This window comes from Rhizobium metallidurans (assembly GCF_014196505.1).
Lineage (GTDB): Bacteria > Pseudomonadota > Alphaproteobacteria > Rhizobiales > Rhizobiaceae > Rhizobium > Rhizobium metallidurans.
The window spans coordinates 690,240-712,378 of record NZ_JACIDW010000001.1 but is presented as its reverse complement, the minus strand read 5'-3'; the positions used below and the strand labels follow the sequence as shown (position 1 = coordinate 712,378).

The 22,139-nt window shown below is 63.8% G+C and carries 22 protein-coding genes and 1 pseudogene; 6 read left to right on the top strand and 17 right to left on the bottom strand.

Annotated elements, in window-relative coordinates:
* Positions 1 to 68 precede the first annotated feature (68 nt).
* From GGQ67_RS03115 to GGQ67_RS03090, 6 genes are all read right to left on the bottom strand, one after another.
* A complete protein-coding gene (locus GGQ67_RS03115) occupies positions 69 to 1,145 on the bottom strand; it encodes an OpgC family protein (RefSeq protein WP_246400077.1) in 1,077 nt (358 codons plus the stop codon).
* Between the two features lie 175 nt (positions 1,146 to 1,320).
* Positions 1,321 to 2,073, bottom strand: coding sequence for a metallophosphoesterase (locus GGQ67_RS03110; protein WP_183898697.1), 753 nt, complete (start codon positions 2,071 to 2,073; stop codon positions 1,321 to 1,323).
* Positions 2,074 to 2,214: 141 nt separating this feature from the next.
* A complete protein-coding gene (gene nadC / locus GGQ67_RS03105) occupies positions 2,215 to 3,063 on the bottom strand; it encodes a carboxylating nicotinate-nucleotide diphosphorylase (RefSeq protein ID WP_183898875.1) in 849 nt (282 codons plus the stop codon).
* An 11-nt stretch (positions 3,064 to 3,074) separates the two neighbouring features.
* Positions 3,075 to 4,628, bottom strand: coding sequence for an L-aspartate oxidase (locus GGQ67_RS03100; RefSeq protein ID WP_183898696.1), 1,554 nt, complete (start codon positions 4,626 to 4,628; stop codon positions 3,075 to 3,077).
* Entirely contained in the window at positions 4,625 to 5,596 is a 972-nt protein-coding gene (gene nadA, locus GGQ67_RS03095) for a quinolinate synthase NadA (RefSeq protein WP_183898695.1), read from the bottom strand. The genes GGQ67_RS03100 and nadA overlap by 4 nt, the downstream gene beginning before the upstream one ends.
* Before the next feature lie 69 nt (positions 5,597 to 5,665).
* Positions 5,666 to 6,574 (bottom strand): NUDIX hydrolase, encoded by a 909-nt coding sequence (locus GGQ67_RS03090; protein ID WP_425503751.1) that lies wholly within the window; start codon positions 6,572 to 6,574, stop codon positions 5,666 to 5,668.
* Between the two features lie 266 nt (positions 6,575 to 6,840).
* Here GGQ67_RS03090 and msuE point away from each other — a divergent pair, with 266 nt between their 5' ends.
* On the top strand, positions 6,841 to 7,401 hold the full coding sequence (gene msuE / locus GGQ67_RS03085; RefSeq protein WP_183898693.1) for an FMN reductase: 561 nt from the start codon (positions 6,841 to 6,843) through the stop codon (positions 7,399 to 7,401).
* Positions 7,402 to 7,410: 9 nt separating this feature from the next.
* On the opposite strand, the gene GGQ67_RS03080 is transcribed toward msuE, so the two are convergent.
* A complete protein-coding gene (locus GGQ67_RS03080; protein ID WP_183898692.1) occupies positions 7,411 to 8,514 on the bottom strand; it encodes a saccharopine dehydrogenase family protein in 1,104 nt (367 codons plus the stop codon).
* A 137-nt stretch (positions 8,515 to 8,651) separates the two neighbouring features.
* On the opposite strand from GGQ67_RS03080, the gene GGQ67_RS03075 reads away from it, so the two are divergent.
* Positions 8,652 to 9,083 carry an Lrp/AsnC family transcriptional regulator gene (locus tag GGQ67_RS03075; protein ID WP_183898691.1) on the top strand — a complete coding sequence of 144 codons (432 nt, stop codon included), beginning with the start codon at positions 8,652 to 8,654 and terminating at the stop codon, positions 9,081 to 9,083.
* A gap of 106 nt (positions 9,084 to 9,189) precedes the next feature.
* On the top strand, positions 9,190 to 9,702 hold the full coding sequence (locus tag GGQ67_RS03070) for a hypothetical protein (protein ID WP_183898690.1): 513 nt from the start codon (positions 9,190 to 9,192) through the stop codon (positions 9,700 to 9,702).
* On the opposite strand, the gene GGQ67_RS03065 is transcribed toward GGQ67_RS03070, so the two are convergent.
* From GGQ67_RS03065 to GGQ67_RS03055, 3 genes are all read right to left on the bottom strand, one after another.
* Positions 9,699 to 10,322, bottom strand: coding sequence for a response regulator (locus GGQ67_RS03065; RefSeq protein ID WP_183898689.1), 624 nt, complete (start codon positions 10,320 to 10,322; stop codon positions 9,699 to 9,701). The two genes, GGQ67_RS03070 and GGQ67_RS03065, sit on opposite strands and share 4 nt — an antisense overlap.
* On the bottom strand, positions 10,319 to 11,713 hold the full coding sequence (locus GGQ67_RS03060; protein WP_183898688.1) for a sensor histidine kinase: 1,395 nt from the start codon (positions 11,711 to 11,713) through the stop codon (positions 10,319 to 10,321). The genes GGQ67_RS03065 and GGQ67_RS03060 overlap by 4 nt, the downstream gene beginning before the upstream one ends.
* Positions 11,714 to 11,788: 75 nt before the next feature.
* Positions 11,789 to 11,971 (bottom strand): hypothetical protein, encoded by a 183-nt coding sequence (locus GGQ67_RS03055; RefSeq protein ID WP_183898687.1) that lies wholly within the window; start codon positions 11,969 to 11,971, stop codon positions 11,789 to 11,791.
* 199 nt (positions 11,972 to 12,170) lie between these two features.
* Here GGQ67_RS03055 and GGQ67_RS03050 point away from each other — a divergent pair, with 199 nt between their 5' ends.
* The gene (locus GGQ67_RS03050; protein ID WP_183898686.1) at positions 12,171 to 12,569 is read left to right on the top strand and encodes a DUF1236 domain-containing protein; all 399 of its coding nucleotides are present in this window, start codon (positions 12,171 to 12,173) and stop codon (positions 12,567 to 12,569) included.
* A 95-nt stretch (positions 12,570 to 12,664) separates the two neighbouring features.
* Positions 12,665 to 12,910 carry a hypothetical protein gene (locus tag GGQ67_RS03045; RefSeq protein WP_183898685.1) on the top strand — a complete coding sequence of 82 codons (246 nt, stop codon included), beginning with the start codon at positions 12,665 to 12,667 and terminating at the stop codon, positions 12,908 to 12,910.
* Positions 12,911 to 13,644: 734 nt separating this feature from the next.
* On the opposite strand, the gene GGQ67_RS03040 is transcribed toward GGQ67_RS03045, so the two are convergent.
* Positions 13,645 to 14,037 (bottom strand): DUF1236 domain-containing protein, encoded by a 393-nt coding sequence (locus tag GGQ67_RS03040; protein ID WP_425503748.1) that lies wholly within the window; start codon positions 14,035 to 14,037, stop codon positions 13,645 to 13,647.
* A gap of 127 nt (positions 14,038 to 14,164) precedes the next feature.
* The gene (locus GGQ67_RS03035; RefSeq protein WP_183898683.1) at positions 14,165 to 14,857 is read right to left on the bottom strand and encodes a type 1 glutamine amidotransferase domain-containing protein; all 693 of its coding nucleotides are present in this window, start codon (positions 14,855 to 14,857) and stop codon (positions 14,165 to 14,167) included.
* 174 nt (positions 14,858 to 15,031) lie between these two features.
* Between GGQ67_RS03035 and GGQ67_RS25640 the strand changes: the two are divergent.
* Positions 15,032 to 15,944 (top strand): annotated as a pseudogene (locus GGQ67_RS25640) (LysR family transcriptional regulator).
* Between the two features lie 31 nt (positions 15,945 to 15,975).
* Here the strand turns inward: GGQ67_RS25640 and GGQ67_RS03025 are convergent.
* The 5 genes from GGQ67_RS03025 to GGQ67_RS03005 form a co-directional block, all read right to left on the bottom strand.
* Positions 15,976 to 17,052, bottom strand: a complete 1,077-nt coding sequence (locus tag GGQ67_RS03025) for an ABC transporter ATP-binding protein (protein ID WP_183898682.1) — start codon at positions 17,050 to 17,052, stop codon at positions 15,976 to 15,978.
* Positions 17,053 to 17,065: 13 nt separating this feature from the next.
* Positions 17,066 to 18,985: a glycoside hydrolase family 127 protein gene (locus tag GGQ67_RS03020; RefSeq protein WP_183898681.1), complete on the bottom strand. Its 1,920-nt coding sequence runs from the start codon at positions 18,983 to 18,985 to the stop codon at positions 17,066 to 17,068.
* Between the two features lie 19 nt (positions 18,986 to 19,004).
* Entirely contained in the window at positions 19,005 to 19,868 is an 864-nt protein-coding gene (locus GGQ67_RS03015; protein ID WP_183898680.1) for a carbohydrate ABC transporter permease, read from the bottom strand.
* Positions 19,865 to 20,779, bottom strand: coding sequence for a carbohydrate ABC transporter permease (locus tag GGQ67_RS03010; RefSeq protein WP_183898679.1), 915 nt, complete (start codon positions 20,777 to 20,779; stop codon positions 19,865 to 19,867). The genes GGQ67_RS03015 and GGQ67_RS03010 overlap by 4 nt, the downstream gene beginning before the upstream one ends.
* A gap of 82 nt (positions 20,780 to 20,861) precedes the next feature.
* Positions 20,862 to 22,100 carry an ABC transporter substrate-binding protein gene (locus GGQ67_RS03005; protein WP_183898678.1) on the bottom strand — a complete coding sequence of 413 codons (1,239 nt, stop codon included), beginning with the start codon at positions 22,098 to 22,100 and terminating at the stop codon, positions 20,862 to 20,864.
* Positions 22,101 to 22,139 lie beyond the last annotated feature (39 nt).

The window sequence follows — 22,139 nt, the reverse complement described above, 5'->3', positions numbered from 1 at the left end:
CTTTCGTTTATCAACTTCGGCTTGCTCCCAGTCAGCGAGAGCACTGGGGGATCGCGCCCGTCGATTCGCTACGCCACCCGTGCCTGCTTCTTGACCACCACCTTGGCGGTCTCCAAGCGCTGGGCGACGGCGTACTGGATCGCCAGGCCGATCATGAGCGTCGTGATTTCGACCGCCGACGAGAACACATACGCCTCTCTCAGCACCTGCAATACGATGGCGGCAAGCGAGCCCCAGGCAAACACGGCAAGGCCCTGCTTTCCAAGCAAAGACACGGCGGCCAGCTTGGCACTTCCCGCGATCGTGCGGAACACGGCGATCTGCGAAACGACATATGCCAGCGCCAGGGCATGCATCAGTCGCGGCAGCGGCAGGATGCCCTTGTCAAAACCGGCCAGAAGCGCGGGACTGTCGCCCCAGGCCGTCAGCTCATAGTTTTGTCCCTGGATGACGAACATCGAAAAGCCGAGATAGGTGATCGCGACCGTCATCAGGACGGGGCTGTAGCCGACAAAGGTCTCACCCTTCTTGGCCGAAATACCCGCGCACAGGCCTATGCAGTAGATCAGCTGCCAGGAGAAGGGATTGAGGAACCAGGACCCGTCGGTGGGAAAATTGGGCAGGTTGATATTGTTCCATCCCGCGATGGCCCAGATCGATACCGACACCGACAGCAGGAGAACGCGGCTTCGGGCGGCGAGGGCGAGAAAGACCGGCGTTGCCGCCAAAAGCAGCATGTAAAGCGGAAGAATGTTGAAGTAGCCCAGCTGGTGCGTCATCGTGAGAACGCCGAGCGCGGTCGTCCACGGCGCTTCCAGATAGGACATCATGTTGACGCGCTCCGAAAGCGCGGTCGTGCCCAGGAAATCGTGGCCGGTCATCAGGACGATGACGGCCAGAACCGTTGTCAGCAGGTGGACGCCGTAAAGCCGGCCGGCGCGGCGCAGGATACGCGCGACCGCGTTGATGCGATCGCGGGCATAGGCGTTGGAATAGGCGAGACCGGCGGACATGCCGGACATCAGCACGAAAGCCTCGGCCGCGTCGGAGAAGCCGAAGTTCTTCGACGTGACGGCTTCCAACATGTTGCCAGGCACGTGGTTGATGAAGATCATCACCAGGGCCAGGCCACGAAAGAAATCCAAGCGCGGATCTCGGCCGGCCGATGGAGCGGCAGGGTGCTGCATGGTTAACTTGTCCCGCTGATTCATTTCTGTTTTCGATGAACCACGGTAACAACCGCCGGATGAAGCCTACATGAACGGGCGGTTCACCTTCCGGACATCAGCGGAGAGATCTGTGAAGAAACCACTACGGCGCTCAGGCCGGCCAGTCCTCCATCGCGATCTCGCCTGACGGCGTCAGCCTGGTGCAGACGAAATGCGACAGCCTGTCGTGGCGGATGACGGCGGCGCTGAGGCGGCCGGTGCGGTAGGCGGCGGTATCGAGCGCGATGCGATTGTCATAGACCTCGGGGCGCAGCGAATTGGTGATCGTATGGCCGTGGACCACGATGTGATCGAAGGGATCGACATGGTCGAGGAAGCCCGCTCGTATCCATCTAAGGTCATAATCCGTCTGCTCGGCCAAAGCGACACCTGGACGGATGCCGGCGTGGACGAAACAGTAGCGCCCGATCTGCCTGTAGGTCAGCGCGTTGTCCAGAAGATCGGCATGACCGGGAAAGGTGCCGCGAATGTCGGCAGCGATGCCCTTGAAATCGGGAACCGGCCGGCTGGAATAGGCGCTGACGGTTGCCACGCCACCCCAGTCCATCCAGTTGACGGCGTCCTCGGGCGCAAGATCCTCGCGCAGCAGCGCCCGCAGGTAAAAGTCGTGATTGCCGAGAATCAGGGCCGAACCCGGATAGCGGTCCAGCGTCGAGGCGACGAGATCGAGCACCAGCGGGCTGCGCGGTCCCCGGTCGATCAGATCACCCAGGAAGATCACGACCGGCTTGATCGAACCTTTGTTCGCGACGTCCGCGATGTGATCGAGCATGGCTTCGAGAAGATCGGCACGCCCGTGAATGTCGGCGATTGCGTAGATCAAGGGCAGTGCGTCGTCTGTCATAATGGGTCGATTCTCCCGTGCGGAACTGAACCGCTCCGCCGCATTTCCTGACGACAAGCATCTACGCCATGGCCCGACCGCTCCGCAAGGTGAAGACGCGCAGATAACGGCGGGCGGCCATTTCAGCGAAGTGTCGAGAGCCTAGAGATAGTCCAGCCCGATATCGAGCACCGGGGCGCTGTGCGTGATCCAGCCGACAGACAGGAGATCGACGCCGGAAGCGGCGATCTCGGCCGCGGTGGCGGGATTGATGTTGCCAGACGCCTCGGTGATCGCGCGGCCCGCGACAAGCGCCACGGCCTCGCGCAAATCGGCCGGCGTCATATTGTCGAGAAGCACGGCGTCGACGCCGATGTCCATGACATCGCGGAGCTGATCGAGCGTATCGACCTCCACCTCGATCTTGACCATGTGGCCAACGCCGGCCTTGGCGCGGCGGATGGCTTCGCCAACGCCGCCGGCGATCGCGACATGATTGTCCTTGATCAGCACCGCGTCGTGAAGCGCGAAGCGATGGTTCATGCCGCCGCCGGCCCGAACGGCGTATTTCTCCAGCGCCCTCAGCCCCGGCGTCGTCTTGCGGGTGCAGACGACCGACGCGCTTGTGGCGGAGACCGCCTGCACGATCCCGGCGGCGACGGTGGCGATGCCCGAGAGGTGGCCGAGGAAATTGAGCGCGGTGCGCTCGCCGGTCAGAAGCGCGCGCGACGGTCCTTCGATGGTCGCGATGACATCTCCGGGCTTGAGCGCGGCGCCGTCATCCATGTGGCGGGTCATCGAGACGGCCGGATCGACGAGCTGAAAGGAAAGCTCGGCGGCATCGAGACCGGCGACGACGCCGTGCTTGCGGCTGACCATGGCGAGGCGCGACCGATGGTCGGCGGGGATGACGGCCGCGGACGTGATGTCGCCGGCAAGGCCGAGATCCTCGACAAGCGCATTGCGGACGGCCGGCTCGATGACGATGCGGGGAAGAGAAGCAAGCATGATGGTTTCACTCTTCAAGCGGTATGAGCAAGGGATTGGGGCGCGATGCGGTGCGCCGCGTCGAGAATGGATTTGAGCGTCATCCTGCGTCGCCGCGCATCGGCAAGCGGCAGCGGATAATCGGTGCGCGCATGGGCGCCGCGCGATTCCTCCCGCAACGCGGCGAAGACAGCGATCGAAAGCGCGACCAGCGCCGGGTCGCTCGAAGGTCCTTCCTCCAATGCGAGCGGCAGCAGGCTGGCGACCGCGCCCTTGATCGCGCCGGCATTGCGCAACACGCCGAGGCCACGCGACACGATCAGGCGAACGGGCGTGAGTTGCGACGGCAACGGCAGCCGCTCGGCGACGCACGGCCGAGGGTTGCGAGCCGATGTCGCGAGAATATCGCGGGCCGCCCGCATGCCCATCGCCGCGGCCTCAAGCAGCGAGTTGCTTGCCAGGCGGTTGGCGCCGTGCAGGCCGGTCGAGGCCGCCTCGCCGACGACCCACAGGCCGTCCACCGTACTGCGTCCTTGAAGATCGGTCGCCACGCCGCCCATGTGATAATGAACCGCCGGGCGCACCGGGATCGGCTGGCGCGCCGGATCGACCCCGGCCTGCCGGCAAAGCCTTGTTATTCCCGGAAAGCGGTCCGGGAATCCCTGCCCCAGCGCCTCGCGTGCATCGAGAAACACGCCACCGCCTTTTTGGATCTCGGCGCTGATGGCGCGCGCGACGATATCGCGCGGCGCGAGTTCGGCGCCGGGCTGATCGGCGAGGAAACGCTCGCGTTTCTCGTTGATGAGGATCGCGCCTTCTCCACGGACCGCCTCGCTGATCAGGCCAAGCGGGTGGCCGGCGCACCAGCCGGCGGAATTGAGCGCCGTCGGATGGAACTGCACGAACTCCATGTCGGCCAGTTCGGCCCCGGCGCGTGCGGCAAGCATGATGCCCTGTCCGTAATTGCCCGTTGGCGTCGTGGTCGCTTCATAAAGACCGCCAAGTCCGCCCGTCGCCAGAACGATCCGCGTCGTGGGGATGATGGCGGCCCCCGATGGCGTCGCGCACAAAAGGCCGGACAGTGCATCGTCGGTCTTGAGCAACCGCCGCACCTCGACGCCCTCGATCACGGTGATCGACGGGGTCCGGCGGACCCGTTCGACGAGCGCGCTGACGATCGCAGCGCCCGATCCGTCTCCCGCGACATGCACGATGCGGCGGCGGGAGTGGGCGGCCTCCAGCCCGAGCATATAAGAGCCATCCGGCCCACGGTCGAAAGACACGCCGAAGGTTTCCAGCGCGGCGATCGCCTGCGGCGCGTCGCCCAGGATCGCGGCGGCCGCTTCGGCATCGCACAGTCCGTCGCCGGCCGCCAGCGTGTCGGCAAGATGCAGGCCGACGCTGTCGTCGCCCCCGAGACTGGCGGCAATGCCGCCCTGCGCCCAGGCGCTCGACGTTTCGGCGCCGAGTGCCGCCCGGGTGAGCAGCACGACCGGCTGCGGCGCAAGCGTCAGCGCCGTCATCAATCCGGCCAGTCCGCTGCCGACCACCGCGACATGGCCGGCGAACTGATCGAGGCGCTCGGTCATACCGCCAGCATCCTCTCGACCGCGCGCCGCGCATCGGCGGCGATGGCGGGATCGACCGTCACCTCGTGGCGATTTCCTTCGAGCGCCTGGCGGATATTGGCGAGCGTGATGCGCTTCATGTGCGGACACAGGTTGCAGGGACGAATGAACTCCACATCCGGGTGGTCGACGGCGACGTTGTCGCTCATCGAACATTCCGTCAGAAGCACGACGCGCGCCGGCTTCTTCTCACCGACATAGTCCGACATCACCGCCGTCGAGCCGGCGAAATCGGCTTCCGCCACGACGTCGGGCGGGCATTCCGGATGCGCAAGAATGGTGATGCCAGGATGCGCCTCTCGCAGATCGCGCACATCCCGCGCGTTGAAGAGCTCGTGCACCTCGCAGTGGCCATGCCAGGCGATGATCTCCACATTCGTCTCGCGCGCGACGTTCCGCGCCAGATACTCGTCCGGGATCATCAGCACCCTCGGCACGCCGAGCGACTCTACGACCTTTCTGGCGTTGCCCGACGTGCAGCAGATGTCGGAGGCGGCTTTGACGGCTGCCGAGGTGTTGACATAGGTGATGACGGGCACACCCGGATGGGCCTGGCGAAGAAGCGCGATATCCTCGGGCGTGATCGAATCCGCCAGCGAACAGCCCGCCGCCATATCCGGTATCAGCACGGTCTTTTCGGGGTTCAAGAGCTTGGCGGTCTCGGCCATGAAGTGAACGCCGGCCAGCACGATCACATCCGCCTCGACGTCGATGGCCTTGCGCGCCAGCGCCAGGCTGTCGCCGACGATATCCGCCACGCCGTGGAATATCTCCGGCGTCTGGTAGTTATGGGCGAGGATCACGGCATTGCGCCGGCGCTTCAACTCGAGGATCGCCTCGACATCCGCCTGATGGGAAAGCCACTCGGCTTCAGGCATGACTCGGCGAACGCGCTCATAGAGCGACGACATGGAAATCGGCGAATTCATCAACAAGCTCCCTATATACTCTCAGTGAGTATATCTCGGGCAAATAGATATTCTCGATTCGAGTTTATGTCAATTGCGGGAGAGAGGAAGTTTCGAACCCGACAGTGCGCGCTCCTCGAGCACCGCGTGCCGGTAGCGGAAAAGCTTGGCGGGGCGGCCACCGGTCTCGCTGGTCATGCCACCCGTTTCCTCGATCAGTTCCTGCTGATCGATCAGGCGGCGGAAATTCGGCTTGTGCAGCGTGAGCCCCGCCAAAGCCTCGATCGTGCGCTGAAGCTGCAGCAGGGTGAAATTCTCCGGCATGAGTTCGAAGACGACGGGGCGGTATTTGATCTTGGCGCGCAGCCGGGCGATCCCGGTTGCCAGGATGCGGCGGTGGTCGGCGAACATCGGGCGTCCGGTCGCGGGATCGGCCGCCGCGCCTGCCTCCCTGACGATCTCGGCTTCATACATCAGTTCGTAGCGCTGCAGCGCCAGATCCTCGTTCCAGGCAGCACCGTTCAGCCCGAAAGCGAAATCGACCCGGCGTTGACGGCTTTCGCGGCGGGAGGGTTCCATTGCCGTCCATTCGCGCAGACGCTCGGCAATGGCGACGAGAACCTCCGGCCGGCCGTTTCGATGATCTTCCCAAGGAAAATACGCGTACCATCCGTGCCAGCCCGGCTTGCCGGCGCCGGGCGCCGCCTGCTCGCGAACGAGACCGAGGTAGCTGATCGAGATCGTTCGGCGCTCCTCGCTTTCTCCCTGACCCTCGACCGACGAACGGTCGCGATCGGCGAAGGTGTAGAGCTGCTCGAGATAGCCGACGGGATGCCCCGTCTGATCGCCCACCCATTCGCGCAGGCCTGATTGCAAGCTGCGGTGACCGAGTTCGAACGGACCGGAGGGCAGCGCGTTGCCGGAATCAACGGTCATCACGCGTGGCTCCGCACCCGTGACCGCGGTCAGAACGGCGATCAGCTCGGTGTGGGCATGCATGGCGCTCAAAGACGATATCCCCGGTGTGTGAATGGTGCGCCCCTTCTCTCACGACGAGGCGATGCGGCGCAAGTTCATGAGGGATTGATCACCAACCCGAACCGCCGCGAAAATTTCGAAAAAATAATCTACAAAAATGATAGAAAAAGAATAAGCAATCTTTCGCCAGCGCTGCGCCCTGATAGGCTGAAGCCATGAACTGACCGCCGGAACAAGGACGCCTGCATGCCCGACATGAAGCATCCGCACCCGTGAAAGGAAATTTGATGAGCAACGGCCTGATCGTCGGCTTCTCGGGAAACATAACCCGCCCCTCCAGCACCAGACGCTTTGTCGACAGCGTGACGGCATCGCTTGCCGAGCGCGCCGGCTTGACGCACGAAGTGTTCGATGTGGAAGACTTCGGCCCGGCGCTGGCCGCGGCGCGGGCGGTTACCGACCTCGATCCGAAGGCGCAAACCATCGTCAGGACCATCATCGAGGCGGATGCCCTCGTCATCGGATCGCCGACCTACAAGGGAAGTTTCACCGGCCTGTTCAAGCATGTGATCGATCTGCTCGATCCAGCCGACCTGCGCGGCAAGCCGATCATTCTCACGGCGACCGGCGGTGGCGACCGGCACGCGCTGATGGTCGAACACCAGCTTCGTCCGCTGTTTGCCTTCTTCGAAGCCTTCGTCGTCCCGACCGCCGTCTACGCATCAAGCCGGGATTTCACCGACGGAGCCCCCTCGCCCGCCATCACCGGCCGCATCGAACAAGCTCTCGCGCAAGCGACCGCGCTGCTGCGCGGCCGCTCGATCCCAACGGCGATCGCTGCCGAATAAGAGAGGGACTTAGGCGGTTTCCCGGCGCTTGGCCGGCTCGACGCCGTAGGCGCGGCCGAAGCGGTTGGCGAGGAAATCGTCGAGCGAGATCTCTTCCTGGCGCACGAAACCCTTCTGAGGCAGCTTTCCATCCGCCAGCAGGTCGAGGACCGCCGTGATGCCTGCCGCCGTGGTGATCTGGATCGCGCTCATCCGCTTGTCCGCAACCATGCCCGCATAGACCTTGTTGGCATAGGTTTCCTGCAGATACCGGCCGTCCTTCCAGCCGCAGACGGTCACGAAGACGACGACGACGTCCTGCATGGTGGCGGGCAGCGCGTTCTCGAACAGATCCTTCAGCACGTCGCGGCGGTTCTTCAGGTTGAGATCGTGGAGAAGCGCCTTGATGATCGCCTGATGACCGGGATAGCGGATCGTCCTGTAGTTCATCGTGCGAACCCGGCCCTGCAGCGTCTCCGCCAATGTGCCGAGGCCACCCGACGTGTTGAAGGCCTCGTAGGTCACGCCATCGAGCGAGAATTCCTCGCGCTCTTCCATCGCGGGAACGTTGATCAGCTTGCCTTCGACGATGGCCTCGCACGGCTCGATATATTCGTTGATCAGCCCGTCCGTGCTCCAGGTCAGGTTATAGTTCAGGGCATTGGACGGATATTGCGGCAGGGCGCCGACCCGCATGCGCACGCTGTCGAGGCTGTCGAACCGCTTCGCCAGATCGTTGGCAACGATGGAGATGAAGCCCGGAGCCAGGCCGCATTGCGGGATGAAGGCCGTATCGGCGCCATCCGCCAGCGTCTTGACCATTCGGGTCGTGGCCACGTCTTCGGTGAGATCCAGATAATGAACGCCGGCGTCCAGCGCGGCCTGCGCGACCTTGCCGGTCAGATGGAAGGGCGCCGCCGAGAGCACCGCGAACTTGCCCTTGAGCACACCGACGAGAGCGGCATGATCGGCGATATCGACCGCCGTGACGGAGATCGCGGGATGGCGGTCGATTTTCGCCAGCTGCTGCCCGTCCCTGTCGGCAACGACGACGCGGTAGCTGCCGGTGTCCGCCAGCATCAGAGCAATCGCGCCACCAATTTTCCCGGCGCCGACAACCACGATGACCTTCATATAAATCCCCTGCTATTTGCCTATAGGTTTCTTATAAGTGTAAGCTTCGGCTGGTTGATTCATAGCGTCGAAACTGTCATTTCGATGCCACCATCTAGTCAGATCGCCGTATAAGATCGACGAATTGCGAGGATCCGATGCAACTGACCCTCAAGGACCGGGAACTGCTCGCGCTACTCGGGGAAAACGCCCGGACCCCGGTCGCCGCACTCGCCAAGAAGCTGTCGCTTTCGCGAACGACGGTCCAGGCGCGGCTGGAACGGCTGGAGCGCGAGGGTGTCATAACCGGATATGGCGTCAGGCTGTCGGCGGAATATTCCTCCAGCCTGATCAACGCCCATATCCTGATCACGATCGCCCCCAAGGCGCTCTCGGAGGTGGTGGCCTCGCTGGGCAGGGTTCAGGGCGTGACGACGCTGCATTCGGTCAGCGGCTCGTTCGATCTCATCGCCATCATCGTGGCGCCCACCATCACCGAACTCGATCAGCTCATCGACGAGATCGGCGCGATGAACGGCGTCGAACGAACCCTGTCCTCAATCATCCTATCGACGCGCATAAGCCGGTAGACAGCGATGAACCACGGGATTTTCCTAAAAACATGGAGATCCTGTACACCGCGCTCTACGTAGACAGCGATAGACGGCAGACGGGCCAGAAAACGGAAATGACGAGATGTATCGCTCAAGACGCTCCTTCCTCACGGCCATAGCTGCAAGCCTTTCCGCGGCAGCGCTGATGCCGCTCGACCAGGCGTTCGCCAATAACGGGAACGGGAACGGGAACGGGAACGGGAACGGGAACGGGAACGGGAACGGGAACGGGAACGGCGGTAGCAATGGTGGAGGGAATGGCAACGGCAATAATGGCAAAGGCAACGGAAATGGCGGCCCGTCGGGCGCGTCATCAGGACAGTCCGGGGACCGGGGTGCCGATGGCCGCAGTAACGGTGGCTCAAGCAGCGGTGGCTCGGGTAGCGATAGCTCGGGCAGCGGCCGCACCTCGCCCACCTCGGGCGCGCAGGCATCGCGAAATGCCGACGGCTCCATCCGCGTGCGCCACCGCAACGGCATCACCGAATCCGTCGCCGGTGGCCGATACGTGATCAAGGATGGCAAGGGCCGCACGATCAGCAACCGCCCCGCCAAGCCGGCCGACATCAGCCGCCTGGACAAGTATCTGCCCTAGCTCTGGTCACGCCACTTGATGGCCGCCTCGGTCCGGTTCGTGGCGCCGAGCTTCTGCAGTATCTGCGTCATGTGATGCTTGACGGTCTTTTCCTGCAGGTCGAGCCGCAGCCCGATATGCTTGTTGGAGAGCCCTTCCGCCACGAGATCCATGACCTCCTTCTCGCGCGGCGTCAGCTGACCCGCTGGCGACTGGGCGCCGCGCAGCGAATTTTCCACCAGCTTCGCCGACATGGCCTGCGAGATGACGCGCGTTCCCTGCAGCGCCTGACGGATGGCCTGGGCCAGGGCGCGTGAGCCCACTCCCTTCAGCACGTAACCCGACGCGCCGCGCTGCAGCGCGCTGGAGAGCGTGTCGACCTCCTCGTTGGCCGTCAGCATCAGCACTTTGGTCCGGGGGCTCCGCGACAGGATCTCGGCGATCGCATCCAGCCCGCCGCCCGGCATCGACACGTCGAGCAGAAGGATGTCGGGCCGGCTCTCGGTGGCGAGGCTGACGGCGTCCTCGCCGCTCGCGCCCTCGCCGACGACGTCGAAATCGCTGACCTCGGCGAGGCTCCGGCTCACCCCCTCGCGAAACAGGGGGTGGTCATCGACCACGCCAATGGTGATTGCGGTCATAATGCCTCCTCCATTTCCACGGGTTCGAGGCTCATGGTCACGACCGTGCCATCCTCGCCCGTGGTGATTTCAAACCGTCCGCCCAGACTGTCGATGCGTTCGCGCAGACCCGCGAGCCCGATACTGGTCGGGCGCACCTCGCTCGGATCGAAGCCGTCGCCCCGATCGCGCACTTCCACCCTGACCTTGCCGTCGCGAAGCCTGGCCTCGACGGACTGCCGCACGCCGCCGCCATGGCGGTAGGCATTGTTGAGCGCTTCCTGGGTGAAGCGGTAGATGCAGCTTTTCAGCGCCGTCGAAACCTCCGAGCCGTCGCTGTCGACATCCGCCGCCACCGTGGTCCCGGTCCGCGCCTCATGCGCCTCGACGACGCGCTCGACGATTTCGGTGAACGAGGCGCCGTCGATCTGCGGCAGCACCAGCCCGCGGCAGATCGTGCGGATCTCGGCCATCGCCTCGGCGAGGCTCGAGCGTATCCAGGACAGCTCCTTTTCGCGTTCCTCGGTCGTCGTGTGGGAATCGGCGAGCATTTCGCTGTCGAGCCTGAGCGATGCATAGGCGATATGTTGCGCCGGCCCGTCGTGGAGATCGGCGCCGACCCGTCTCAGATAACTTTCGTTGAGTTCCGCCGCCCGCTGCGACGCGCGCTGCAGGCGGCGCTGCAGCGCCTGGTTTTCGCCGAGCAGTTCCGATAGTTCCGCGACCTTGCCCTTCAGATCGCCGCGTTGCCTTTCGATAAGCCTGCTGCCGCGAAAGACGATGGCGGACAAGGCGAGGAAGAAGATCGCCGTCAACAGCGCGACCGACGCCATGCTCCAAAGTCTGGTCCGCGTCAGGCTGTCGCCGAGCCCCTCGGCGGTCTCGTAGAATTCGAGGACGGCGACGGGCTGACCGGACCAGGGCTGGAGGACGGGATTGTAGATCTCGATCAGCGGATTGCCGAGTTCCCGCTCCTTCTCGCTTTCGGGGTCGGACGCCTGTTCGTATCGGGCGACCAGCGATCCCGCGAAGGCCTGGCGCAGTTTGTCGGTGACCGGGAACTTGCGACCGACCAGATCCTTCTCGTTGGAGTAGAGGATCGTTCCATCCCGGCGCCACAGCTTGAAGGAGACCAGCCGCTTGCCGAGCTCGCCCTGCGTCAGCGCTTCGTCGAGCGCCTGGGCACTGCCCTCCTCCAGAAGGTCCTCGGTCTGCATGTCGGGAAGGACCGGCGCCACGACGCTGTCGACATAAAGCGCGGTGGTCGCGCCGGTGTGACGGATGACGGCGTCCTCGATCACCTGCGTCAACAGCATGCCGATGGCGAACATCGTCCCGACGGAGAGCACGCCTCCCGTTATGAAAAACTGCGCGGCCAGAGAACGGGTGTTCCAGTGGGAAAGCCAATGCATATGCGACCTGTCGAACCTATGTCCGACGAAGATGGGACCGGGCTCGAAAAATTCCAGAAGCCGCCGCCATCGATATCAATTCGCGACGTCTCGGGTATCGATGATCTGGGCGCCCGCCACGCTCTTGCTGATCTCGGCAGTGCCGCCCGACATCGCCTGGCCGAAGAAATAGAGAACGCCGCACAGGAAAACGACGAGGGCGATGACCGACATGTTCACCGTAACGGGTATCGAAGACGTCTCTCGACTGTCGCTCATGGCGAGAACTCCCTGTCTTTGCTGCGAATTCAATGTCTTTGCTGACACTTCAACGTGCCGGCGGGAGCGGCTGTTCCCGACCCCGGACCTTGGTCTGAGTGCATGCCGGACTGAGGTCCGGGTGGCGGAACAGCGACTTGGCCCGCCCGTTGTCTGCTCGGCGACCAAGTGCGGTCGTTCTCGAAAAGGAGGAAGAGAGATGCTCTCCAAGATCATTATCGGCGCGGCGACCGCCGCGACCCTCATGTCGGGCGTTGCCTTTGCCCAGTCTTCCACGGTCAATGGCGCCGCGGGCGGTGCCGTCACGGGCGCCATCGTGGGCGGCCCTGTCGGTGCAGCCGTCGGCGGCGTCGCCGGCGCGGTCGTCGGCACGGCGATCGATCCGCCGCCGCGCAAGGTCGTCACCTACGTCCAGCAGGCCCCGGCGCCGACCGCGCGCGTCGTCGTCAAGGAGAAGATCGTCGTCGGCCAGGCGCTGCCTCAGACCGTCGTGGTCACGCCGATCCCCGAGGATCCGAACTACTCCTATGCCATCGTGAACGACGAACGCGTGATCGTGGAACCGTCGTCCCGCAAGGTCATCCAGGTCATCAACTGACCGGACGACCGACTATGCATCGGACGCGGCGCGGCCGCGTCCGACCACCCGCGAACAAGCGCGATGAACCACCCCGTCGACAAGGACATGCACAGATGGACACAGTTGCGAGACTGACATTCGCGATATCGAGCGCCGTCGGCGCCTGCATTCTTGCCGCATCGGTCGCCTCCGTCGTCATGGCCGACCCCTCGCAAACGACCGTGATGCCGAAGCAGGACCTGTGGACCTCCCAGCCCGTCCGCGTCGATCCGCTGGCGCAGAATTACGAGCGCCTGCCACCGGCCTACTCGACCTACGCGATCGAGGCCGCAGCCGGCTTTCCACAAGCCTCCCGCTAGACACGCCAAATCCCCACGCGGCCTCTCACCCGTGTCTCAACCATTCCAATCTTCACTCGGACGGGGCGCTGGAAATCACCTCGATTGAATAAGTAGAGTATGGCGCTTCCCAGCGCCCCGTTCGGCGGTTTTTGTCCGTGACTCCGATCTCTCTGCCTTTCCGCCCAACTTCGCGGCGGAACCATGTGTGCCTCACAGGCACGTCCGGTCTCAACTCGGTACCCTCTTGCGAGGGAAACCGCCGTCACCGGAGGGAGATCATTTTCCGCGGACCCGGACCGTGAGGTTTTGCGTCTCACCCTCACGCTCCGCGCCGATCCCGCCTCGCCGGCACGCCTGCCGGGGTATCCGATGACGGGACGCGTTTATTGTAGGGCGAGGTTTTCCGAGTGGGGAAATTTGGGACGTCGATTTCGGCCAAGATATTGATCTGCAACGCTCGCACCGACCACCACATCCCCATGCAGGGACGCGTGTCGTTCACGACGCGGCGCGCCGTGGCTCATTCCTTGTGCCATCGCCTGCTTGGATAAAGCCTGGACAAGCCGGGGTAGAGGCGAAGGGAGAACGAGGAGCGCTGGAGGTCTTGCCGATCAACGGAAAACGCCGCCAGGCAGCGGCGTTCGATGGTGAAAGCTCTCGAAACGCGACAGGCGCCGGGGTGAACCGGCGCCTGTGCGATCATTCGGCGGAGGCCAGGCCTCCTGGAGGTCAGGCCTCCCGGCCGAACGCCACTACTGAATGACCTGAACGACCTTGCGGGTCTGCGGTTCGACGATGACGCGCTGCTGGCCCACGATCACGTAACCGTAGTTCGGATCCTCGGGAACCGGCGTGACGACGACATCAGGCGGAAGGGCCACGCCGACCTTGACGCGTTCCTGAACCACGACGGGCTGTGCCGGCATCGGCGCCTGCTCGACGTAGGTGACGACCTTGGCCGGCGGAGGATCGATCACGCCGCCGGCAACACCGCCCACGACCGCGCCGACACCGGCGCCGATCGGACCGCCGACGATCGCACCGGTAGCGGCACCGCCGACAGCGCCCGTAACCGCGCCATCGGCGTAAGCGGAAGCGGCCATACAGGTCATCGCTGCTGCGAGAATAATGCGTTTCATTTTCATGCTCCTTCTCTCAATTGGTGCATGAAAAAGACGGTTGGCCGGCATTTGTTCCGCCTATCGGACTTAGGTCCGGGGCATGCGGCCGCAGGCGCGCAGGTCGCAAGTGCAGCAATGAGATGGCCCGCGATCAGGCTTTACTTGCCGCATCCAGAGTGGAGATCAGCACGCCGGCGGTTGCCACCGAGGACCCCGGGTTCTGACCTGTGATGAGCAGCCCATCCTGAACGGCGTAGGATTGCCAATCGTCAACCTTGGAATAGAGACCGCCCTCGCTCTTCAGCATGTCCTCGACGAGGAAGGGCACGATATTGGTGAGACCGACGGCATCTTCCTCGCTATTGGTGAAGCCGGTGACCTTCTTTCCGGCGACGAGCGGCTTGCCGTCGGCTGACTTCACGTGGCACAGGACGCCGGGGGCGTGGCAGACGAACGCGATGGGCTTGCCGGCAGCATACATGCTCTCGATCAGGCCGATCGAATGCTTGTCCTCGGCCAGATCCCAGAGCGGGCCATGACCGCCCGGATAGAATACGGCGTCGAAATCGCTTTCGCGAACCGTGGAAAGCTGCACCGTGTTGGAAAGCACCTTTTGCGCGGCCGCATCGGCGTTGAAGCGCCGGGTTTCGGCGGTCTGGAAATCCGGTTCGTCGCTCTTCGGATCGAGCGGCGGCTGGCCACCCTTGGGCGAGGCGACCGTGACATCGGCACCGGCCTTGAGGAAAGCGTAGTAGGGCGCGGCGAACTCCTCGAGCCAGAACCCGGTCTTCTTGCCGGTGTTGCCGAGTTCGTCATGCGAGGTGAGTACCATCAGAATCTTCATAGTGATCTCCTTGCCGCGTTGCGCGCAGCCTTGAAAATTGTTGCCGGCGTGTTGCGATCAACACGCTTTGCCGACAGGTTGTTCCCGTCTGGACAAGGAGGATCATGCGTCCGCTCCAGAAATTTTTGAAATTTATTTATTTGATTTCAGTTATTCACAATGGATTATAACTGAATGCAATACGACCTGAATCTCCTGCCCGTCTTCATGGCCCTCTTCGAGGAGCGCAACGTCACCCGCGCGGCCGAGCGGCTCGGGATCACGCAACCCGCGCTATCCAACGCACTGAAGCGGCTGCGCGAGACGATGCGCGATCCGCTCTTCGTGCGCGAACGCTATGGGATGCAGCCGACGCAGATGGCGCAGGACCTCGCGCCGGTGATCGGCGCGGCATTGGCCGCGATCGACGAGGCCGTTCGCGGCCAGCAGGACTTCGACCCCTCGAAGGCCGACCGGCTTTTCCTGATCGCGCCGAACAGTCTGGTCGAATTCGTGCTGATGCCGGCGATCGTGGCGCGGCTGAGGGAAATCGCGCCGGGCATCCGGCTGCGGCTGGCGCCCTTCGGCAACGATCTCACCGAGGCCGGCGTGGTCTCCGGAACGACGGCGATGGTGATCGGTCGGATTACCGACCCGCCCGACAATCTCGTTGTGCAGCATCTGATGGACGACGGGCTCGCCTGCGTGGTGAGGGCCGATCACCCGCTGGTGGAAGAACGGCTGACGAAGGCAGTCTATGAACAGCTACGGCATGTTGAACGTCCTGCCGCCCGGGCGGCTACGCGCCGGCCTGTTCCGCACGCTCGAGGAGCGGGGACTGAAGCGCGACGTGGCCGTGTCCGTCACGCACTTCCTGGCCGTGACCGAGATGATCGCGGCGACGGATTATTGCGCGACACTGCCTCGCCTGATCTGCCGGCATCTGGCCGACGACAAGAGACTGAGAGTGGTGGAGCCGCCGGTCGATCTTGGAACCTTCCCGGTCGAAATGGCCTGGCACGTCCGCTATCGCAACGATCCCGCGCATCGCTGGCTGCGCTCGCTGATCGCGGACATGGCGCGGGAACTGGCCACCGCGACGCGGTGACCAGAGGCGTGCGAGGCGACCGGGAGAGGCTCTAAGCCCGCAGGCGCCCTCCCTCGGCATCGAAGAACAGGCGCTGGCTGGACGACAGGTCGAGCGCGATCAGGCTGCCCGGCTCTATGTCCGGCCCGGCTCTCTGCTCGACCACGAGGTTCTGGCCGTCCTCGAGCGCGCAGTAGATATACCGCGTGCCGCCGAGATATTCGAAGAATTCGACGCGCGCGGCGATCGACCGGTCGCCGCTCTCGCCGATCACGATATGCTCCGGCCGGATGCCGATCATGAACTGCGTGCCGCGCGCGATGCTCGCCGGCAGTCCCTCGTCCCCGCAGCTCTTCGCCGCGATCTCGAAGCGTCCGCCGCCCTCCCCGACCGCCTTCAGGAAATTCATCCGGGGTGAGCCGATGAAGCCGGCGACGAACATGTTGGACGGATTTTCGTAGATCTCCCTCGGTGATCCCGATTGCTCGACCTTTCCATTCTTGAGAACGACGATCTGGTCGGCCAGCGTCATCGCCTCGGTCTGGTCGTGCGTCACGTAGATCATCGTGTTGCCGAGTTCGCGGTGAAGCCTGGCGATCTCGATGCGCATCGAGACACGCAGCTCCGCGTCGAGGTTGGACAGCGGTTCGTCGAACAGGAAGACATCGGGCTCGCGAACGATCGCGCGGCCAATGGCCACGCGCTGCCGCTGGCCACCGGAGAGCTGCCCCGGACGGCGGTCGAGAAGATGGTCGATCTTCAGGATGCCGGCCGCCTCGTCGACACGGCGCTTGATCTCGACCGCATCCGTCTTCGCCATCTTCAATCCGAATGCGAGGTTCTCCCGCACCGACATGTGCGGGTAGAGCGCATAGGACTGGAAGACCATGGCGATGCCGCGATCGGAGGGGTCGAGATCGGTGACATCGCGCCCCTTGATGCTGATCTCGCCATCGGTCACCTCCTCCAGGCCGGCGATCATCCTGAGCAGGGTCGATTTTCCGCAGCCGGAGGGGCCGACGAAAACGACGAAATCGCCCTCCTTGATATCGAGATCGATGCCGTGCACGACAGGCAGGCTGCCGTAGGATTTTCGCACGCCCTTGAGCGATACGCTCGCAGTTTCCATCGGGACCATCGGCCTACTTCCCGGTCTGGAGCCAGACCAGCATGGCGCCCGGCTCGCGATTGTCCCAGAGATGATAGGGCACGAGCGTGACGGTTGCCGGTACCTGCTCGGCCGGACGGGTGCGATAGAGCGAGCCGTTCCAGCCGCTTGAATCTTCCCTGGAGACGTCGAGCTCGACCGCCACCGCGCCGTTCAGCCCTTCGATCGTCTTCGTCCGGTGGCCGCCGAGCTTTTGCGGGACGACGAAGGCGTTGAGGTCGTGGCCGTTGTCGGTTTCCTCGACGCAATAGATCAGCGGACCGCGGGCGAACGCAACGCGACCGACGTCCTGGCGGACCTTCGGCGAGGCGTATTGCGGGCGAAGATCCAGCGGAAGATCGAGCGCGATGACGTCGCCCTTCTTCCAGGGCCGGCTGAGCCGCGCATAGCCATCGACGACCGACGAGGCGAGATCGACGGTCTCGCCATTCACCTTCAGCGAGGCGCCCTCGGCCCATTCCGGGATGCGCAGCGCGATGCCGAATTCGGCCGTTCCGTCGACATCCACGTCGATGCGGATATCGCCATTCCACGGATAGTCGGTGTGCTGCGTCAGCTTGACCTTGCCGCCCTCGAGCTGCGCCTTGACGCTGCTTTCGCCATAGAGGTGGACGGCGATCTCGTTGTCCGCGACCGCGTACATGTAGGAGCCGACGGAGGCGACGAGGCGGGCGATGTTCGGCGGGCAGCAGGGGCAACGGTGCCAGACCCAGCGGTGATGCTTGCCGGTGCTCTCAAGCGGGTTGTCGTAGAAGAAGGTCTTGCCGTCGAGCGCCAGGCCGGTCAGCGCGCCGTTATAGAGCGCCTGCTCCATGACGTCGGCATAGCGGCGGTTCGGGCCTCGGCCGAGCATGCGGCTTGCCCAGAAGACGAGCCCGACGGAGGCGCATGTTTCGGCGTAGGCGGTGTCGTTGGGCAGGTCGTAGTAATCGGTGAAGCCCTCGTTGCTCGCCGCCGGGCCGATGCCGCCGGTGACGTACATCTGCTTGACCGTCAGGTCGTCCCAGAGCGTCTCCAGCGCATTGGTCAGCGTGTCGTCGTGATACTCGGTGGCGATGTCGGCCATGCCGGAATACTGGTACATGGCGCGCACCGCGTGGCCGACGACCTTCTGCTGCTCGCGCACGGTCTCGTGCGCCTGGCTGTATTCGTAGGTCTTGTGCACATAGTCTTTCGGATCGCGGCCGCCGCGAAGGGCCTCGGCGGTGAAGAAGTGGGGCTCTTTGCCGCGCTCGTCGATGAAGAACTTCGAGAGATCGAGATACTTCTTCTCGCCCGTCACGCGCGCCATCTTGACCAGCGCCAGTTCCACTTCCTGGTGGCCGCAATAGCCGGGGATCTGGCCTTCGCTGTGGCCGAAAACGGTGATCATGTGGTCGGCATAGCGGCACATGATGTCGAGCAGCTTGCGCTTGCCGGTCGCCTGATAATAGGCGACGGCGGCTTCCATGAGATGGCCGGCGCAATAAAGTTCGTGATGGTCGCGCAGGTTGGTCCAGCGCTTGCCGGGCTGCACGCGCTGGAACCAGGCGTTCATATAGCCATCCTCCTGCTGCAGCTTTTCATACATGTCGATGATGGCGTCGGCACGCGCCTCAAGCTCCGCGTTCGGCTTGCGGTAGAGCGAGTAGGCGATGGTCTCGATCGACTTGCCGAGATCGGAATCCCAGAACATCTGGGTCGAGCCGGTCCACTTCTCGTCGATCGGGATGACGATCCCCGGGCTCGGCTGGTTCACGTCGATCGCCTGGATCATGCCGGCCTTCTCGCAGCGGTCGAGCAGGATCGCCGCCGTGGAATCGCATACCGCATCCTGCCACTTGCCCCAGAAACCGTCGAGCTCGACATCGGGAACGGCGACCGGGCGGAACTGGCTCTTGTTTTGTCTGGTCATGATTGAATTCTCCTTTGAATTACTTGACGGCGCCGGCCATCAGGCCGCGCATGTAGAAGCGCTGCAGAAGCAGGAAGACGAGCAGGCAGGGGATGACCATGACGACGACGCCGGCTTGCACCGCGCCCCAATCGATGGCGCCCATTCTGGAGGAGCGGACAGCGGTCATCAGTACCGGCAGGGTGAACTTGTCGTTGCTCGACAACAGCACGAGTGCCGCGAAGAACTCGTTCCAGGCATTGAGGAAGGCGAAGATCGCGACGGTGACGACACCGGGCAGCACCAGTGGAAACAGCACGCGGGCGAGCAGGCCGAGATCGCGCGCGCCATCGATGCGGGCGGCTTCCTCGATCTCCTTGGGCACGGCATCGAACGCATTGCGCATCATGAAGACGGAAAAGGGCAGCTGCAGCGTGACGTAGACGAGCGTCAGCCCGAGCAGCGAATTGTTGAGCCCGAGCTTCGAGAGAATGATGAACAGCGGCGTCAGGATCGACTGGAACGGGATCATCAGGGTCACGATGATCAGGACGAACAGCACGTTCTTGAACGGGAACCGGTAGCGGGAAAAGCCGTAGCCGGCGAGCAGGCTGATCGCCACAGTCAGCACCACCGTCGCCACCGACACGATCAGCGAGTTCAGCATGTGATGCCAGATGCCGGCGCCGAACGTATCGAGTGCCCTGTAGGCATCGACGCTGAGCCCGCTCATGCCGCTCAGCGGCCATGGCGGCAGCGCGGTTTCGCTCCGCGGGCGGAACGAGGCCATGAGCATGACCGCGAAGGGCGCCAAAAAGAAGAAGACGATCGCCGCTCCCGCGACATGATAGCCGGCGGCGCGGCGCGCATTGCGGCGCGCGCGCAGGGCGGTGCGGCCGGTCATGGGCGATCCTCCCCGACCTTGAGCAGCCAGAGCTGGACGATGCTGAGCGCCACCAGGATGAGCAGCAACGCGATGGAAAGCGCCGCGCCATAGCCGAGGTTGAACGACACGAAGGACTGATTGAAGATGTAGTAGACGATCGAAATCATGCGGTTCTGTGGTCCACCCGAGGTCATGATGTAGAACTGGTCGAAGGCGAGGATCGAACCGGTGACCGACAGGATCAGCGCCAGCGCCATGGTTCTGCGCATCAGAGGCAGCGTCAGGTGGCGGAACCGCTGCCAGGCGCCGGCGCCATCGATGCGCGCGGCTTCCGTTAGCTCCGACGGAATGCCCTGAAGACCGGTCAGAAGAATGATCATCGTGAACCCGGCGATCTTCCAGACGACCATGACGATGATCGTCAGGAAGGCGGTGTCGAAGGTCGCGAGCAGGTTGCGCCGGCCCTGTGTCAGGCCGAGCATCTCGAAGACCGGCGAGAACAGGCCGCTGTCGACGTTGGCGAGCCAGACCCACAGAAGCGACGCCGATGCCAGGCCGATGACGACGGGCAGGAAGATGATGGTGCGATAGCCCGACACGAAACGGCGCGGCTTGTCCACGAAGAAGGCGAGCGGGAAGGCCAGCGCGAAGATCGCGATCGTGACGACGAGCGTGTACTGCGCGGTGAAGCCGAGCGATGTCCAGAAGCGCGGATCGTTGAACATGCGGGTATAGTTGCCGATGCCGATCCAGCGCGGCGAGCCCATGAGCGGCCAGCGGTGCAGGCTCATCCAGACGGTGAAGAGCAGCGGCAGCACGAAGAACACGGTCACCAGGGCGATTGCCGGCGCGATATAGGCGACGCCGCGCCAGCTCCCTCTCCGCCGTCGCCTCCGCTTCGGAGAGACGGAGATGATTTCAGTCGTCATCTTTGATCTCGTTCGGTTTGTGACATGGCGAGCGATCGGGAGGTGTCGGGTCGGGACCGCGCGGCGATCCCGACACTCGATGTTATTGCGCGCTGTCGAGGATCGACTGCATGTCCGCCTGGCCGTTGGCGAAGGCGCCATCGACGTCGTCGCTGAACATGGCGGCATTGATGAACTGCGACCACGGGCTGTTCGGGCTGTTGATCAGATCGTTGAACTGCAGCGTATAGGGGGTCTTGGCGACCTTGATCGCATCGGCGGCGACGAGCAGACGCGGATCCTGTCCCTTCAGGACCTTTTCGGCGATGTCGGTGCGCGTCGGCAGGCTGCCGTTCTTGGCCATGATCGTCTGTCCCTCCTCGGAATAGACGAACTCGAGGAACTTCTGGATCTGGCCGACACGCGGCGTGCCCTTGGTGACGACGATGTTGTCGCCGCCGGCGAACGAGGACGGCTTGCCGTCGACGCCTGGGATCAGCGTCACACCGAAGTTGAGGTTCGGATGCTGCGTGATCATCGTGCCGATGGCGAAGGCGCCGAGGCTCTGCTGGCCGATCTTGCCGCCGAGGAACTTCAGGAAGTCCACGCCATTGTCTGTCGCGGCGCTGGCCGGAACGGCCCCGGACTTGACGAGCGTGCGATAGGCGTCGACGGCCTGGCGCATCTGCGGCGTATCCAGTGCCGCGGTCTTTCCATCATCCGACAGGATGTCCGCGCCGGCGCCCCAGACCAGCGGTGCGAAGGTGAAGATCATGCAGCCGCCGCAACCGCCGCCCGAGAAATAGAAACCGTAGTCGTCGCCGCCGAGCTTGCGGATCTTTTCCGCGTTGGCGGTGATCTCCTGCCAAGACGCCGGTGCCTTCTCGGGATCGAGGCCGGCCTTCTTGTAGAGGTCCTTGTTCCAGGCGAAGACGGAGGTCTCGACCAGCAGCGGCAGGCCGTAGACCTTGCCTTCATAGGTGCCCTGCTTGACATGGGCGGGCGCCAACGCGTTGAAATAGCTGAGCGACTTGGCGAAATCCGTCATGTCCTCGAGCTGGCCGGCCGAAGCGAAGGACGGGGTATAGATCAGGTCCAGCGAGATGGCGTCGGGCGCCTGCCCGCCGGCGACCGCCGTGCCGTACTTCTGGACCATCTGGTCGTTGGGTATCTCGGTGAGCTCGACCTTGTCGGTATTGGCGGCGTTGTAGGCGTCGATGACCGCCTTGAAGGCGCCGCCGCCGCTGCCCGAACGCACCCACATGCTGATGGTCTCCGCCGATGCCGCCGACCCCAGGCACATCGACAGCAATGCCGTTGCTGCAAGCATTCTCTTATGCATGATTTCCTCCAAATCATGGGGCAATCGCGCCCCGCCTCC